14 protein-coding genes and 1 pseudogene are annotated in these 14431 nt (G+C 64.1%); 3 read left to right on the forward strand and 12 right to left on the reverse strand.

Annotated features, from left to right (window positions below; genetic code table 11):
- The 12 genes from EOB36_RS20925 to EOB36_RS20980 all read right to left on the reverse strand — a co-directional run bounded on the left by EOB36_RS20925 (nucleotide 1) and on the right by EOB36_RS20980 (nucleotide 10408).
- Complete coding sequence (locus tag EOB36_RS20925) at nucleotides 1-426, reverse strand: hypothetical protein (protein ID WP_128285606.1); 426 nt, start codon at nucleotides 424-426, stop codon at nucleotides 1-3.
- Nucleotides 427-434: 8 nt separating this feature from the next.
- Nucleotides 435-2021 (reverse strand): phosphoenolpyruvate--protein phosphotransferase, encoded by a 1587-nt coding sequence (ptsP, locus tag EOB36_RS20930; RefSeq protein WP_128285607.1) that lies wholly within the window; start codon nucleotides 2019-2021, stop codon nucleotides 435-437.
- Nucleotides 2005-2307, reverse strand: a complete 303-nt coding sequence (locus tag EOB36_RS20935; RefSeq protein WP_095485040.1) for an HPr family phosphocarrier protein — start codon at nucleotides 2305-2307, stop codon at nucleotides 2005-2007. The genes ptsP and EOB36_RS20935 overlap by 17 nt, the downstream gene beginning before the upstream one ends.
- Nucleotides 2308-2328: 21 nt before the next feature.
- The gene (dhaM, locus tag EOB36_RS20940; RefSeq protein WP_127290036.1) at nucleotides 2329-2718 is read right to left on the reverse strand and encodes a dihydroxyacetone kinase phosphoryl donor subunit DhaM; all 390 of its coding nucleotides are present in this window, start codon (nucleotides 2716-2718) and stop codon (nucleotides 2329-2331) included.
- On the reverse strand, nucleotides 2715-3317 hold the full coding sequence (gene dhaL / locus EOB36_RS20945) for a dihydroxyacetone kinase subunit DhaL (protein ID WP_128285616.1): 603 nt from the start codon (nucleotides 3315-3317) through the stop codon (nucleotides 2715-2717). Before dhaL ends, dhaM begins: the two co-directional genes overlap by 4 nt.
- Before the next feature lie 29 nt (nucleotides 3318-3346).
- Nucleotides 3347-4366 (reverse strand): ABC transporter ATP-binding protein, encoded by a 1020-nt coding sequence (locus tag EOB36_RS20950; protein ID WP_128285608.1) that lies wholly within the window; start codon nucleotides 4364-4366, stop codon nucleotides 3347-3349.
- Complete coding sequence (locus tag EOB36_RS20955; protein WP_127204059.1) at nucleotides 4359-5465, reverse strand: ABC transporter ATP-binding protein; 1107 nt, start codon at nucleotides 5463-5465, stop codon at nucleotides 4359-4361. The genes EOB36_RS20950 and EOB36_RS20955 overlap by 8 nt, the downstream gene beginning before the upstream one ends.
- Nucleotides 5466-5468: 3 nt before the next feature.
- Complete coding sequence (locus EOB36_RS20960; protein ID WP_164897577.1) at nucleotides 5469-5639, reverse strand: hypothetical protein; 171 nt, start codon at nucleotides 5637-5639, stop codon at nucleotides 5469-5471.
- A 378-nt stretch (nucleotides 5640-6017) separates the two neighbouring features.
- On the reverse strand, nucleotides 6018-6968 hold the full coding sequence (locus tag EOB36_RS20965; RefSeq protein ID WP_128285610.1) for a carbohydrate ABC transporter permease: 951 nt from the start codon (nucleotides 6966-6968) through the stop codon (nucleotides 6018-6020).
- The gene (locus tag EOB36_RS20970) at nucleotides 6965-7912 is read right to left on the reverse strand and encodes a sugar ABC transporter permease (RefSeq protein WP_128285617.1); all 948 of its coding nucleotides are present in this window, start codon (nucleotides 7910-7912) and stop codon (nucleotides 6965-6967) included. Before EOB36_RS20970 ends, EOB36_RS20965 begins: the two co-directional genes overlap by 4 nt.
- A gap of 231 nt (nucleotides 7913-8143) precedes the next feature.
- Nucleotides 8144-9475, reverse strand: coding sequence for an extracellular solute-binding protein (locus tag EOB36_RS20975; protein WP_128285611.1), 1332 nt, complete (start codon nucleotides 9473-9475; stop codon nucleotides 8144-8146).
- A 243-nt stretch (nucleotides 9476-9718) separates the two neighbouring features.
- On the reverse strand, nucleotides 9719-10408 hold the full coding sequence (locus EOB36_RS20980; RefSeq protein ID WP_128285612.1) for a PIG-L deacetylase family protein: 690 nt from the start codon (nucleotides 10406-10408) through the stop codon (nucleotides 9719-9721).
- A 26-nt stretch (nucleotides 10409-10434) separates the two neighbouring features.
- On the opposite strand from EOB36_RS20980, the gene EOB36_RS20985 reads away from it, so the two are divergent.
- From EOB36_RS20985 to EOB36_RS20995, 3 genes and pseudogenes are all read left to right on the forward strand, one after another.
- Entirely contained in the window at nucleotides 10435-11325 is an 891-nt protein-coding gene (locus tag EOB36_RS20985; protein WP_128285613.1) for a DMT family transporter, read from the forward strand.
- Nucleotides 11326-11419: 94 nt separating this feature from the next.
- Complete coding sequence (hrpB, locus tag EOB36_RS20990; RefSeq protein WP_128285614.1) at nucleotides 11420-13999, forward strand: ATP-dependent helicase HrpB; 2580 nt, start codon at nucleotides 11420-11422, stop codon at nucleotides 13997-13999.
- An 84-nt stretch (nucleotides 14000-14083) separates the two neighbouring features.
- Nucleotides 14084-14431: pseudogene (locus EOB36_RS20995) on the forward strand (sensor histidine kinase); the annotation flags it as partial.

The raw sequence follows: 14431 nt of genomic DNA on the forward strand, positions 1-14431 counted from the left end.
CTATGTCCCGCCCTTGCCGGCTATGCTGGTGATCTTCTGGATGAAATCGTTGACCGCCCGGTCGAGGGCCGCGTTCTGCTTGTCGTCGCCGAAATCGGGAACGATGAGCGAGACATGCCGCGTCTTGCGCATGCCTGCCGCCATCGACATTTTTCCCGGATGCGCCTGATGGTAGGCGGCAAGAAAATGGTCGCGTTCGGCCGGGCTGAAATGGCAGACGGAGAAAATAGCCGGCAAATGTTTTGACGGGATCGGGATCGAATAGGCCGGGCTGGAAATCTGCGTGACGAAGCTGCGGTGCTTGCCGAGCGCGTCGGCGAGGCGCTGGCGCATGCCGGACGGGCGCTGGTCGATCACCTGCGACAGGATGGTCTTGTAAGCGCGGATCGCCTCTTCGGAGCCGGGTTCAGGTGTCTTGTCGGCCATGCCAGCGCCTAGATCGATACATCCGCGATGGCCGCCTTGGCCATGGCGAGCTGGGCGGGAACCACGGAAAGGTCGCGCAGGCCGGCCTCAAGCAGCGCCGGGATCGACGCTGGATCGCCACCGGCGTCGCCGCACAGGCTGACCGGAATCTTTTGCGCGCGGCCGAAGGCGGCAACCGAGGCGATCAGCCGGAGCACGGCCGGGTGCCGGACGGAATTCAGATGGGCGACGAAAGCATTGTCACGCGCCGCCGCCATCACATACTGGGTCAGGTCGTTCGAGCCGATCGAGAAGAAGGCGACGTTGGCAAACGCTTCCGGCGCGATCGCAACCGACGGCACCTCGACCATGATGCCGAGCGGCGGCATTTTTTGCGCGACGCCGCGCGCCACGAGACCAGCCTGTTCTTCCGTAAATAGCGCGACGGCACGTTCGTACTCGTCCGCCACGGCGATCATGGGGAACATCACCTTGAGATTGCCATGCACGGCGGCGCGCAACAGGGCCCGGATCTGCACGCGAAAGACCTCCGGTCGCGCCAGCGACAGCCTGATGCCGCGCAGGCCGAGAAACGGATTGCCCTCGTCCACGGTGAAGCCTGGCACCGGCTTGTCGCCGCCGGCATCGACGGTGCGGATGGTCACCGGCTTTTCGCCCGCCCATTCCAGCACCTTGCGGTAGGCGCAATATTGCGTCTCCTCGTCGGGCAGCGTCTTGCCGAACAGGAATTCGGTGCGCATCAGCCCGATGCCGTCACAGGTCGAGATATCGATGCCGTCGACATCGGATGGATCGGCGATGTTGACCTGCACGCGCACCGCTGTGCCGGCTTTTGTCACCGCCGGCCTCTCCAGATAGGTCTGTGCCTTGTCGCGACGGGCCGTGAACGACGACGAAGACCGGCGGAAAGCTTCGATCTCGGCCTTCGATGGCGAAAGCACGATGCCGCCATGCTCGGCGTCGAGCAGTGCGATGCCGGCAAGATGAGCCGGCGAAGCACCAAGCCCCACGATCATCGGCACGCCGCGCGAGCGCGCCAGCATGGCGACATGGCTGGCGGCACTGCCGGCTTTCAGCGCGATGCCGCCGCCGGAACTCCAGTCGGTTTCGAGGAAGCGCGTCGGAGCGATGTCCTCGCCATAGAAAATGGCTCCCGCCGGCGCAGCTGCCTCGCTGTCGTCGGTCAGCGCGCGCAGCACCTGGTCTCTGATGTCGCGCATGTCGGCCGCGCGTGCGCGGAAGTAATCCTGGTCCGACGTTTCGTAGCCTGCGATCTCGGCATCCAGTGCCTGCCGCCATGCCGCATCGGCTGGCTGGCCGGCGGCAATCGCGGCAAAGGCCGGGCCGGTCAGCGCATCGTCCTCCAGCATGGCGATCTGGAATTCGAGAATGTCGGCTGCATCGCCTTCACTCGCTTCGATCAGCGCGGTGAGCCTGCCTGTCGCAATACCGATTGCCGTATCGAGCGCAGCCTTCTCTTCAGCAGCCGTTGCCTTGCCGGCATAGCGCGCGGCAACCGGGTCGAGGTTGAACAGCGGCCCCTCGGCATAGCCGGCCGAGGCCGAAATCCCCTTCAGCCTAAGCGGTTCGGGCATGGTCCACGCCCTCGTCGAAATCGCGCCGCACCAGCTCGGCCAGCGCGCCGACCGCCTCGCCGGCGCCGTCACCCCTCGCTCGGATATGCAGAACCGTCCCTTTCGGCGCCTTGGCCGCCATCACCTTGACGATGCTCTTGGCATCGAACCAAGGTCCGTTGGCGGCGAGCGCAACTTCGACATCGGCCGAAAATGTCTTGGCGAGCTTGGTGAACTTCACCGAAGGGCGCGCATGCAGGCCCACCTCGTGGGTGATCAGGACGGTGGCTTCTGCGGATGCGGACATTGAGTCAAAATTCCTGTTCATTCACGACGGCGCCAGTTCGTGTGCTGTCGCCACCACTTCCCTGAGCGAAGCGCCGCCGGAAGCTTCCGTCGCCGCCATCACCGCGCCCTCGACGATCGGCGCATTGCAGACGATGATCTTCTGCGCGCGCGGCTCGCCGATCATCTCGACCGCCATCTCGCTGTTGGTCTCGGCGCCGCCGAGATCGACAAGTATGGCGACACCCGCCTCCGACCAGGCCTTGTCGATGGCGCTCATGATCGCCTCGACATTGGTCCCCAGCCCGCCATGGCCGTTTCCGCCGCACCATGCAAGCGGCACTTCGTCGCCAACCATCTGGCGCACCATGTCCGCCGTGCCTTCGGCGACCAGCGGTGAATGCGACACGATAACGATGCCAACATTGCTCATGCTTGCTCCCCGATGGTCTCAGTGACAGCCCGCACCAGAAGCGCGACCGAGCGCCCGCCGGCATCCATATGGCCGATCGAGCGGTCGCCAAGGAACGAAGCGCGTCCGCGCAATGCCTTCATCGGCACGGTGGCATCGGCTGCAAGGTCCGCGACATCGGCGATTTCCGCTGCCGTCTTTCCCTGCAACAGCGCCTCATGCACTGGCTGCAGCACGTCGAGCATGGTCTTTTGCCCGACTTGCGACTTGCCCCTCGCTGCCACCGCTTCGAGTGCCTTGCCGAAAGCCGTAGCCAGATTGGCGCGATCCGGCTCTGCGGAAATCTCCTTGCCGAGCGCCATGAACAGCGTCCCGAACAGCGGTCCCGATGCCCCGCCCACCGTCATCACCAGCTTGGTGCCGATCGCCTTCAGCGCCTCCGGCAATGGCTTTGCAGCAAACCCCTCGGCCTCCGCCCGCACTGCCTCGAAGCCGCGCTTCATGTTCAGGCCATGGTCGCCGTCGCCGATCGCCTGGTCGAGCGCAGTCAGTTCGTCCGCGTGGGCGGCAATCGTGTCGGCGGTGACGGATATCAGCGTCTTCAGGTCAACCTTGTCCATCGTCCCAGTCTTGTCCAGCGTCCCAGCGCTCATCGGTTTGCAATCCTGTTGCCGGCTTGGTCGAAGAACAGCGGCGCCCGGTAGCGGATAATCACCCTGTCGCCCTTTTCCAGTTGGATGTCGGGGTCGGTCAGCGTCACCAGCTTTCTGCTTCCCACCGTCACATGCAGGTGGTTCTGGTCGCCCAAATGCTCGACCCAGTTAACAACGCCGTCGGCGGGGCCATTCGATGCCTTGCCGATCGACAGATGTTCTGTACGCGCGCCGATCGTTTTGGTTCCCGCCGGCATGTCGCCATCCGGCAGCAGGCCCGTCGGCAACAGATTGATTGCCGGCTGGCCGAGCCTTGCGGCGACATGAAGGTTTGCCGGCTCCGAGTAGATGGTGCGTGGCGTGCCGATCTGCACCAGCACGCCGTCGGCGAGAATGCCGATGCGATCGGCCATCGTCATCGCTTCGATCTGGTCGTGCGTGACATAAAGCATGGTGGCGCCGAGCTCGGCCTGGATGCGCTTCAGCTCGAGCCGGAGGTCGGCGCGCAGCTTGGCATCGAGCGACGACAGCGGCTCGTCCATCAGATAGATCGAGGGCTTGCGCACCAGGGCGCGCCCGATGGCGACGCGCTGCATCTCGCCGCCGGAAAGCTTGGTGGAGCGGTTGTTCAGCTTGTGGTGGATACGCACCATCTTGGCCACCTCTTCGACGCGGCGGCGCACCGCGTCCTCGCCCAGCCGCCGCGCAGGCGAGCGCAGCGGAAAGGCCAGATTGTCGTAGACCGACAGATGCGGATAGAGCGAATATTGCTGGAAGACGAAGGCGGTGTCGCGCTCGGCCGGCGAGAGTGCTGTTGCGTCGCGTCCGCCGATACGGATTGAGCCAGTATCCGGCCGTTCCAATCCGGCAATAAGCCGGAGCGTCGTCGTCTTGCCGGCCCCGGTCGGCCCGAGCAGCACGACGAATTCGCCATCGGTGACGTGCAGATCGAGAGCGTCCACCGCGATATGCTCGCCAAAGGCTTTGGTCACGCGTTGGATGTGCACGTCAGCCATGGCGGACCTCCGCGGTTGCGTCATGGATTGCGGTTCTCACCGCGCGGCCGGAGCCCTTTTCGAACAGCGACAGCCGCGCGCTGCTCAGGGCCAGGCCGACATGGTCTCCCGCATTGAGCCGGATTTCGGCCGGCACCCGCGCCTTGATGATGCCGCCGGATGTCTCCACCGCAACGATCTGCGTGGTGCCGAGATACTCGGTGCCGTAGATGGCGCCGCGCAGCTTCGAGGCGTCGTCGAAGCGGATGTGCTCCGGTCGGATGCCGAGCGCCATGTCGGCCGGCGCGATGTCCTCGCGCACCTCCGGCACCGCCACCTTGGCACCTTGCACCACTATCTCCCTGGCACCCTTTGAAAGCCCGCCGCCGAAGCCGAGAAAATTCATCGGCGGCGAGCCGATGAAATCGGCGACGAACATGGTAGCCGGCCGGTCGTAGATTTCGCGCGGGGTGCCGAACTGCTCGATGACGCCGTGGTTCATAACCGCGATCTTGTCGGCCATCGACATCGCTTCCATCTGGTCGTGCGTGACGTAGACCGTGGTGGCGCGGATGCGGTTGTGCAGTTCGCGCAGCTCATGGACCATGAGATCGCGGAATTCGGTGTCGAGCGTGCCGAGCGGCTCGTCCATCAGGAAGCATTTTGGCCGCCGCACGATGGCGCGGCCGAGCGCGACGCGCTGGCGATCACCGCCGGCAAGGCCGGAGACCGATTTGTTGAGCAGATGGTCGATGCGCAACAGCTTCGCCGTCTCTTCGACGCGCTGGCGGATTTCGATGCCGGGCATGCCTTGCGCCAGCAACGGGAAGCCGATGTTCTTACGCACATTCATGTGCGGATAGAGCGCGAACAGCTGAAAGACGAAGGCGATGTCGCGCTCGCGGGCACGTCGCATGGTGACGTCCTCGCCGCCGAGCAGGATCTTGCCGCCGGTCGGCAGTTCGAGCCCGGCAATCATGCGCAACGTCGTCGTCTTGCCGCAACCCGACGGCCCCAGCATGACGAAGAACTCGCCATTCCCGACGACGAAGTTGGAATCCTGCACGGCGACGAAATCGCCGAATGCCTTCCTCAGATGCTCAACGCGGATTTCAGCCATCGTCTACTCCGGAAACTTAGAGACGATGATGAACATCGCCGTGCCGGCCAGCATGGTGACGAAGGAGTACGTGTAGAGCGACAGCGCGAAGGGCTGAAACAGCATCAGGAAGCCGATGGCGATGAGCACCGTCGCGATGTTCTCCATCAGGCCGCGGCGGAGCGTGCGCGCCACGACGATTTTCTGGAAACGGCAGGGCGCGTCATGCGGTTCTCCCTTCCTTCACCCCGTTCACGGGGCGACGCGGTTGCCAGGTGGTTCCCCCACTCCGTCGCTGCTTCGCAGCGCCACCTCTCCCCCCTCCGGAGGGAGAGGAAGGGAGTCTGGCTGAATTAAGTTCGCGCCCTTCCTCTACCCCGTCGATCGGGGGAGAGGTGTCGAGCGAAGCTCGACGGAGTGGGGGTCGACCTGGCGCGGCGGAAGAAGATGCATGTGCCTGCTTGTCATGCACGCTATCGCTAAACGTTAAGCGTTCGCAAATGTGTCGATCCCGTAGCCGCGGACGAGGAGAAGGGAAACGGTGGCACCGTCGGTTTCTTATTCCCACATCAATCATTTGCGCACCGCGCCGAAGGTGATGCCACGCAGCAATTGCTTGCGAAGCAGGATGGTGAACACCAGGATCGGCACCAGGAAGATCGTCGTGCCTGCAGCGACCGCCGGCCAGTCCTGGCCGCCTTCGCCAATGATGGTCGGAATGAAGGGCGGCGCCGTCTGCGCCGTGCCCGAAGTCAGCAGAGCGGCGAACGCATATTCGTTCCAGGCAAAGATCAGGCAGAAGATAGCGGTCGCGGCGATGCCGGTGGTCGCCTGCGGCAGCACGGTGCGCCAGAAGGCCTGCAGCCGCGTATAACCGTCGATCATCGCCGCTTCTTCGTATTCGCGCGGAATCTCGTCGATGAAGCCTTTCAGCAGCCACACGGCAAGCGACACATTGACCGCCGTATAGAGCAGGATCATGCCGAGCGCGGTGTCCGACAGGCCAAGCTCGCGATACATCAGATATATGGGAATGGCGACCGCGATCGGCGGCATCATCCGCGTCGACAGGATGAAGAACAGAAGGTCGTCGGCCAGCGGCACCCTGAAGCGCGAGAAGCCATAGGCCGACAACGTGCCGAGGAACACCGCGCAAAAAGTCGAGCCGAAGGCGATGATCAGCGAATTGACGAAGCGCGGCATGAAGTTGGACGGGCCGGCGATCACCATGTTGCGCTTGCGCGTGGTCTCGTCGCAGAAGCCGGTCGCCGGTCCAAGCGAGTTGATGTATTCCGGCGTCTGCCTTGTGCGCGTCGTGAACAGATTGCAGTAGCCTTCGAGGCTAGGCTGGAACAGGATCTTCGGCGGATACGCAATCGAATCCGGCGGCGTCTTGAAGCTGGTGGCGAAGATCCACAGCAGCGGCACGATCGAGATCAGCGCGTAAAGCACGATGATCGTGCCGGCGACGCGCTTCGACGTGGCCGAGGGTGCGACGACCGAATGGGCTGACGTCAGGCTCATCTCTGCTTCACCTTGTTGAGCGCCTTGACGTAGATATTGGCCAGCCCGAACACCGCGACGAACAGGATGATGGCGAAGGCCGAGGAATAGCCCGTCCGCCAGCTTTCGAAGGCCTGCCGCTTCAGCGTGATCGAGGCGACTTCGGTGGTCGAGCCGGGTCCGCCGCCGGTGAGCAGGTTGACCATGTCGAACATCTTGAAGTTCTCGATGCCGCGGAACAGCACCGCCAGCATGATGAAGGGCAGCGCCATCGGCAGCGTGATCGACCAGAACTGCCGCCAGTTGGAGGCACGGTCGACCTCGGCCGCCTCATAGATATATTCGGGGATCGAGCGCAGCCCGGCGAGACAGATCAGCATCACGTACGGCGTCCACATCCAGGTGTCGACGATGACGATCGACCACGGTGCCAGCGAGACGTTGGAGAGCATGCCGATCTCCGTTGCCGGAATGCCTGACACGAACGAGACGGCATAGGCGAACAGGCCGATCTGCGGCTCGTAGAGGAAGCGCCAGAAATTGCCGACCACTGCGGGCGACAGCATCATCGGCACCAGAATGATGGTCGTCCAGAAGGCGTGGCCGCGAAACTTCCGGTCGATCAGCCAGGCCAGCGTGAAACCGATCAGCGTCTGCAGCAGGATGGTCCAGAACACGAAATGCGCCGTCGTCTGCATGGCGATCCAGATGTCCTGGTCGCCGAGGATGCGCTTGTAGTTGGCAAGGCCGACATTCTTCACCACCTCGTTGGGGCGATTGGCGCGGTAATTGGTGAAGGAAAGATAGATCGCCCAGAACAGCGGAAAGATGTTGATGGCGAGCAGCAACAGGATCGTCGGCGAGATGAACAGCCAGGCGAGGCCCTTGTCGCTGATGCCCCGGACCTTGCGGGCCAACGGCTCAGGCGTGGCCCGGGCAACGCTGTCCGCAGTCCGATTGAGCATGGTCAGTCCCGCTTCGGTCACTTCAAGTCGTCTCGACATTGGAATTTATCTGAACTGTGTCCCGTGCCAAGGGCGGCACGGGACCAGAGCATGATGCCGAAAAGTGTTAAGCGGTTTTCGGACGACATCATGCTCACTCGCTCTTGGTCCGGGGCCGGATGATTTCGAGTCTTCGACCCGAAATCATCCGGCTCTGGGGTCGTGGCTCGGGAGGAGCCGGTCTCTCGCCGATTACATCTTGCCGTCGTCCTGGAAGACCTCGGTCCAGTCCTTGACCAGGCCGTCGAGCGCGTCCTTCGCCGAACCCTGGCCGGCTACGACATAGTCGTGGAAGCGCTTCTGCGACGCCTGCAGCAGCGGCGCATAGCTCGGCTCAGCCCAGAAGTCCTTCACGATGGCCATCGAGTCGAGGAAGGTCTGCGCATAAGGCTGGCTGGCCGGAAAGCTCGGGTCTTTCACGACCGCGTTGAGGCAGGAATAGCCGCCGAGCGACCACCATTTGGCCTGCACGTCCTTGTTGGCGAACCACTTGATGTATTTGAGCGCGGCTTCCTGCTTGTCGGAATAGGAAACCACCGAGATGCCCTGGCCGCCAAGCTGGGCGAATTGATCACCGTCGGGACCTTTGGGATTGGCGAAATAACCGATCTTGTCGCCGCCGACATTCTCGTCCTTCTGCAGGCCTGGCCAGGTAAAGGCGAAGTTCATGTGCATCGCCACCTGGCCGGATTTGAAGGCATCGACGCCTTCGCCCATGTAGCTGTTCGAGGCCCCGGGAGGCGTGCAGCAGTCATAGAGCGCCTTGTAGAATTCCAGACCGTTCACCGATTTCTCGGAGTTGACGAAGCCGTCCATCTCGTAGGGCTTGTCGGGGTTCTCGTATTTGAAGCCGAAGCTGTAGAGCACGTCCATGGCGCCCATGGTGATGCCTTCGGAGCCGCGCTCGGTATAGATCGACGCGCCGTAGACAGTCTTGCCGTCGATCTCGCGCTTCTGGAAGAACTCGGCGATCTGCTTCAGCTGGTCGAAAGTCGTCGGCGCGGCGAGATCCCAGCCGTATTTCTCCTTGAATTCCTTCTGCAGTTCCGGCTTGGAGAACCAGTCCTTGCGATAGGTCCAGCCGACGACGTCACCCATGGCAGGCAGCGCCCAGTAGTTCGGCGTGTTCTTCGGCCATTCCGAATAGCCGACGACCGTGGCCGGCACGAAGTCGTCCATGCTGATCTTCTCCTTGTCGAAGAAGTCGTTCAGCTTGACGTAATGGCCATTCTCGGCGGAGCCGCCGATCCACTGGCTATCGCCGATGATCAGGTCGCACAGCTTGCCCTTGGAATTCAATTCGTTGAGGAAGCGGTCGGCATAGTTGGTCCACGGCACGAATTCGAATTTCATGCCGATGCCGGATTCCTTGGTGAAATCCTTGGACAGTTCCACAAGAGCGTTCGCCGGGTCCCAGGCTGCCCAGCAAAGCGTCAGATCTTCCGCATGCGCGACGTTCGAAACGGCTGTCGACGCAAACATCGCCGAGGTCAGTCCCAACGTCAGTTTCAAGGTCGATTTCATGCCTTCCTCCCATTTGCGAAACGCGCCCGGATGACGGTTTCAAAAACCTCAACCCCCCTCCTCCAGGGGCCTAAACACTATGACGGGTTGAGCGCCGGATGTTTAGTAATTTGTTTAGTGATGCAATTTTTACTAAACAAGGCAAGCGAATTCGTCGCTGCACCGCAGCATGACGCGTCGGCTCCGGGCGCTGGTTCGGGAAAGGCGGCTTCTGTCGGGTTGTTTGGCGCGCCGGGCACCGGCTCATTTGACCGTTCTGGTGCTCACTGTCACCGGCCGCAGCGCCGGGGCCGGCGGCAGCAGGGCGCGTATGTCGGCGAAGGGGAAGACCGGCTCGAAGCGGAAGGCCTCGGCGAAGGAACCGGCTGCGCCATTGCACTGGCCGGCGCGAAAGGCGTTCTGCGTGCGCGCCGCGTCGACGAAACGTTCGGGATCCTGCGACTGATGCGCCCGGATCGCCATCGTCTTGAGATCGAAATGCCCTGATATATCGACATAATGCGTCGGCGAAAAACCGGTGCCGCCGAGCGTGTCGGCATGCAGCACCGGCACTGCGAAAGACGCCGCGATCCGCACGCTGTCCGACAGCGCACGGTGGTCGCCATGATAGTCGTTCGGCGCATGGGTGATCGCCAGGTCCGGCTTCACGTCGCCGATCAGCGTCTTCAGTGCCGCGATCAGCGCGGCGTCGGCAACCAGCGCGCCGTCCGGAAAATCGAGGAAGTGTGGTGTTGCGCCGAGCAGGTCCGCCGCCACGGCCGCCTCCTTGCGGCGGGCGCGGGCGAGCGGTCCCGGATCACCCCTCCCACCCTTGGCGCCATCCGTGGTTATCGCAAAAACCAGTTCTGCGCCTTGCGCGGCATAGGCTGCCATCGTACCGAACATGAAGATCTCGATGTCGTCCGGATGCGCACCGAGCGCCAGTATCTTCACTCTGCTCTCCCTGGAAATGGAAACACGTGACGAACGGAATTCTGCTCGCTCTGATCGCCTATGCAAGCTATTCGTGCAACGATGCCGTTGTCAAAAGCCTGGGTGGGCAGTTCACGGTGTTCGAGATCGGGTTCTTCTCGACATTGTTTGCCGGCTTCTTTCTTCTCTTCACCCGGCCGAACGGCGAACGCTGGCGCGATTTCTGGCGCACGAAGCGGCCTTGGGCGGTTCAGGCCCGCGCCTGGGCAGGCATCGCGTCCGGCGTGCTCAGCGTCTATGCCTTCACCACCATCCCGCTGGCGGAAGCCTATGCGCTGATTTTCCTGGCGCCGCTCTGCGTCACCATTCTCTCGACCGTGATCCTCAAGGAGAAGGTCGGCCCTTGGCGATGGCTGGCGGTGGTCGCCGGCTTTGCCGGCGTCATGCTGGTCGTGCGGCCGGGCTTTCGCGAGATGCATCTCGGTCACCTCGCTGCGTTCGGCGTTGCTTTCCTTGCCGCCGCCAGCATCATCCTGATGCGCTCGCTCGCGGCTGGGGAAAAGCGCACGACGATGCTCGGCGTGCTGATTGGCTACGGCCTGTTCTTCAACGGCATCGGTGCCGCGGCCACGTCATTCACGCTTCCGGACGCAAGGCAGCTGACCTGGTTGGTGCTGTCGGGTGCGTTCACCTCTTGCGGACAATTGCTTCAGCTTATGGCCGTCAAATACGCGCCAGCCAACCGGATCGCGCCGACGCATTATTCGCAGATCGTCTGGGCGGTGATCCTGGGCGCGCTGTTCTTCCAGGAATATCCCGATTTTCTGTCGCTTGTCGGTCTCGCCATCGTCGGTGGCTCCGGCCTTTTGACGATGGTGCGCGAGGAGGCGAGGTTGGGCACGGTGCGCTGGAACCCATTTTCGCGAACCCGGCTTTGAACTGGCCCGCTGCCGTCGGTTGCGCGGCGACCGCCACCGCTGATATGCGGGCGCTGCGGATCCGCCGCGATTGGATGAGTACGTCCGTGGGACGATGACCAGAAAACCCTTGCCGGAACTCCCGGTCTCCGCCGTGCTGCCGGCGCTCAGCGAGGCGCTTGGCCATGGCAACAGCGCCGTGCTGGTGGCGCCGCCCGGCGCCGGCAAGACGACGCTGGTGCCACTGGCGCTGCTCGATGCAGCATGGCTCGGCACGGGCAAGATCATTCTGCTCGAGCCGCGCCGGCTCGCTGCCCGCGCCGCTGCCCGCCGCATGGCCGAACTGCTCGGCGAGGAGCCCGGCGAGACGGTCGGCTATGCCATGCGCATGGAAAACCGGACCTCGGCAAGGACGAAAATTCTTGTCGTTACCGAGGGCGTGCTGTCCCGCATGATCCTCGACGATCCGGAACTGCCCGGTGTCTCGGCGGTGTTCTTCGACGAATTCCACGAGCGCTCGCTCGACGGCGATTTCGGTCTGGCGCTGGCGCTCGATGTGCAAGGTGCGCTGAGGCCCGATCTGCGGTTGCTGGTGATGTCGGCGACGCTCGACGGCGCGCGTGTCGCTCGGCTGCTTTCCGGCGCCCCGGTGATCGAGAGCGAAGGCCGCGCCTTTCCCGTCGACGTGCGCTACGACGATCGGCCGGCCGGGATCGCCATCGAAGACGCCATGGCCAGGGCGATCCGCGCGGCCCTTGCCGAGGAGAGCGGCAGCGTACTCGCCTTCCTGCCCGGCCAGCGCGAGATCGAGCGCACCGCCGAGCGGCTGCTGGGCCGCGTCAGCGCCGACACCGACATCGTGCCGCTCTATGGCATGCTCGACGGCAAGGCCCAGGACGCCGCGATCAAGCCGGCGCCGTCCGGCCGCCGCAAGGTGGTGCTTGCGACCTCGATCGCCGAAACCTCGATCACCATCGACGGTGTGCGCGTCGTCATCGATTCCGGCCTGTCGCGGCTGCCGCGCTACGAGCCGGCCAGCGGCCTGACGCGGCTGGAGACGGTGCGTGTCAGCAGAGCCTCCGCCGACCAGCGCGCTGGCCGTGCCGGGCGCACGCAACCGGGCGTCGCCATCCGGCTGTGGCGGGCCGAGCAGACGGCGGCACTTCCCGCCTTCACCCCGCCGGAGATCCTCGAGGCCGATCTTTCCGGACTTCTGCTCGATTGTGCCGTGTTCGGTGTCGCCGACCCGGTGAGTCTTTCCTTCCTCGATCCGCCGCCGGCCCCGGCGCTCAACGAGGCAAGATCGCTGCTTCGTGCGCTCGATGCCATTGACGAGGCAGGGCGCCTGACGGAAGCGGGTGCTGCCATGCGCAGGCTGGCGCTGCCGGTACGGCTGGCTCACATGGTCGCTGAGGCGGCAAAGACCGGCCAGGCGTTCGAAGCGGCCATGATCGCCGTGCTGCTCACCGAGCGTGGCCTTGGCGGCGATGGCGCCGACCTGGAACGACGGCTGATGCGGTTCCGATCCGAAAAATCGCCGCGCGCCACCGCCGCGCGGCGACTCGCCGAGCGGCTGGCGAAGCAGGCTCAACCCTCCCCCTCGAGGGGAGGGTCGGCGACCGAGCTGAGCGTAGCGAAGCGAGAGAGCCGGGGTGGGGTCGCCGACAGCGTGCCCGAACCGACCCCACCCCGCTCCGCTTCGCGGATCGACCCTCCCCTCAAGGGGGAGGGTGAGGCCGGCGCCCTCCTCATCCATGCCTGGCCGGACCGCGTCGCCAAGGCGCGCGGCGAGCGCGGTCGTTTCGTGCTGGCCAACGGCTCGGGCGCCATGCTCGACACCGCTGATCCCCTGGCGGGCGAAACCTGGCTCGTCGTCGCTGACCTGCAGGGCAAGGCGCAAAATGCCCGCATCACGGCAGCAGCGGCGATAGATGAGACCGACATTCGCGCTTCGCTTGCCGACAAGATCGAGACCCGCGGGGAAACCAGCTTCGACCGCGACAGGCGCGCGGTGCGCATGCGAGAAACCGTTCGCCTCGGCGCCATCACGCTGTCCGAACGCATGCTGCCGGCGCCGGCTGGCACTGAGGCGGATCGCGCCATCCTCGACGCCTTGCGCCAACACGGGCTGTCGTTTTTGCCGTGGGGCAGGGAGGCGGAAACGCTGCGCCAACGGCTCGGCTGGCTGCATCGCGGCCTTGGCGCGCCTTGGCCCGATGTTTCCGACGCCGCGCTCATCGACCGCCTCGACGATTGGTTGCTGCCGTACCTCTCCGGTGCGTCGTCCTTTGCCGCGATCGATCCGGGCGTGCTTTCGGCCGGCCTCATGGCATTGGTGCCGCACGATCTCCAGCGCAGGATCGAGGCGCTGGCGCCGACCCATTTCGACGCGCCGTCAGGCAGCCGCGTGCCGATCCGTTATGACGGGGAATGGCCGGTGCTGGCGATCCGCGTGCAGGAGCTGTTCGGTCTCGACCGGCATCCTTCGATTGCCAATGGCACCGTGCCGCTGACGCTCGAGCTTTTGTCGCCCGCCCACCGGCCGATCCAGACGACGCGTGACCTGCCCGGCTTCTGGCGCGGTTCCTGGGCCGATGTGCGGGTCGACATGCGTGGCCGCTACCCCCGGCACGTCTGGCCGGAGAACCCGCTTCTCGCCACCGCCACCAGCCGCGCCAAACCGCGTGGCAGCTGATGCATCCCGACCGTGATCCGATCATGGTCAACAAGAAGACAGAAACATCTACCGCTTCTCCTTTCCCGGCTATAATCCTTGGTCATGATAAACATCCTGCAGGCGCCCGACTTCCAGCAAAGCCAGCGGCTGCGTCTCAACACGCTGATCAGGCTGCGCTGGCTCGCCATCGTCGGCCAGAGCCTGACGGTGCTCGTCGTTGCCTATGGGCTGAAGTTCCCGCTGCCTGTCAGCCTCTGCTTCGCGCTGATCGCCTGCTCGGCCTGGATGAACCTGTTGCTGACCTTCCGCTATCCGGCGGCGCATCGGCTGACGCCGCTGCCGGCCTTTGCCATCCTGACCATCGACAGCCTGCAGCTTGCCGGCCTGCTCTACATGACCGGCGGCCTCACCAATCCGTTTTCGGTGCTGGTGACCGTGCCCGTGGTCATC

Source organism: Mesorhizobium sp. M6A.T.Cr.TU.017.01.1.1 (assembly GCF_004023115.1).
Taxonomy (GTDB): domain Bacteria; phylum Pseudomonadota; class Alphaproteobacteria; order Rhizobiales; family Rhizobiaceae; genus Mesorhizobium; species Mesorhizobium mediterraneum.

Excerpts from the sequence above, each read along its gene's own strand:
- EOB36_RS20925 (WP_128285606.1), bottom strand. The coding sequence starts at position 426 with ATGGCCGACAAGACACCTGAACCCGGCTCCGAAGAGGCGATCCGCGCT.
- ptsP (WP_128285607.1), bottom strand. The coding sequence starts at position 2,021 with ATGCCCGAACCGCTTAGGCTGAAGGGGATTTCGGCCTCGGCCGGCTAT.
- EOB36_RS20935 (WP_095485040.1), bottom strand. The coding sequence starts at position 2,307 with ATGTCCGCATCCGCAGAAGCCACCGTCCTGATCACCCACGAGGTGGGC.
- dhaM (WP_127290036.1), bottom strand. The coding sequence starts at position 2,718 with ATGAGCAATGTTGGCATCGTTATCGTGTCGCATTCACCGCTGGTCGCC.
- dhaL (WP_128285616.1), bottom strand. The coding sequence starts at position 3,317 with ATGGACAAGGTTGACCTGAAGACGCTGATATCCGTCACCGCCGACACG.
- EOB36_RS20950 (WP_128285608.1), bottom strand. The coding sequence starts at position 4,366 with ATGGCTGACGTGCACATCCAACGCGTGACCAAAGCCTTTGGCGAGCAT.
- EOB36_RS20955 (WP_127204059.1), bottom strand. The coding sequence starts at position 5,465 with ATGGCTGAAATCCGCGTTGAGCATCTGAGGAAGGCATTCGGCGATTTC.
- EOB36_RS20965 (WP_128285610.1), bottom strand. The coding sequence starts at position 6,968 with ATGAGCCTGACGTCAGCCCATTCGGTCGTCGCACCCTCGGCCACGTCG.
- EOB36_RS20970 (WP_128285617.1), bottom strand. The coding sequence starts at position 7,912 with ATGCTCAATCGGACTGCGGACAGCGTTGCCCGGGCCACGCCTGAGCCG.
- EOB36_RS20975 (WP_128285611.1), bottom strand. The coding sequence starts at position 9,475 with ATGAAATCGACCTTGAAACTGACGTTGGGACTGACCTCGGCGATGTTT.
- hrpB (WP_128285614.1), top strand. The coding sequence starts at position 11,420 with ATGACCAGAAAACCCTTGCCGGAACTCCCGGTCTCCGCCGTGCTGCCG.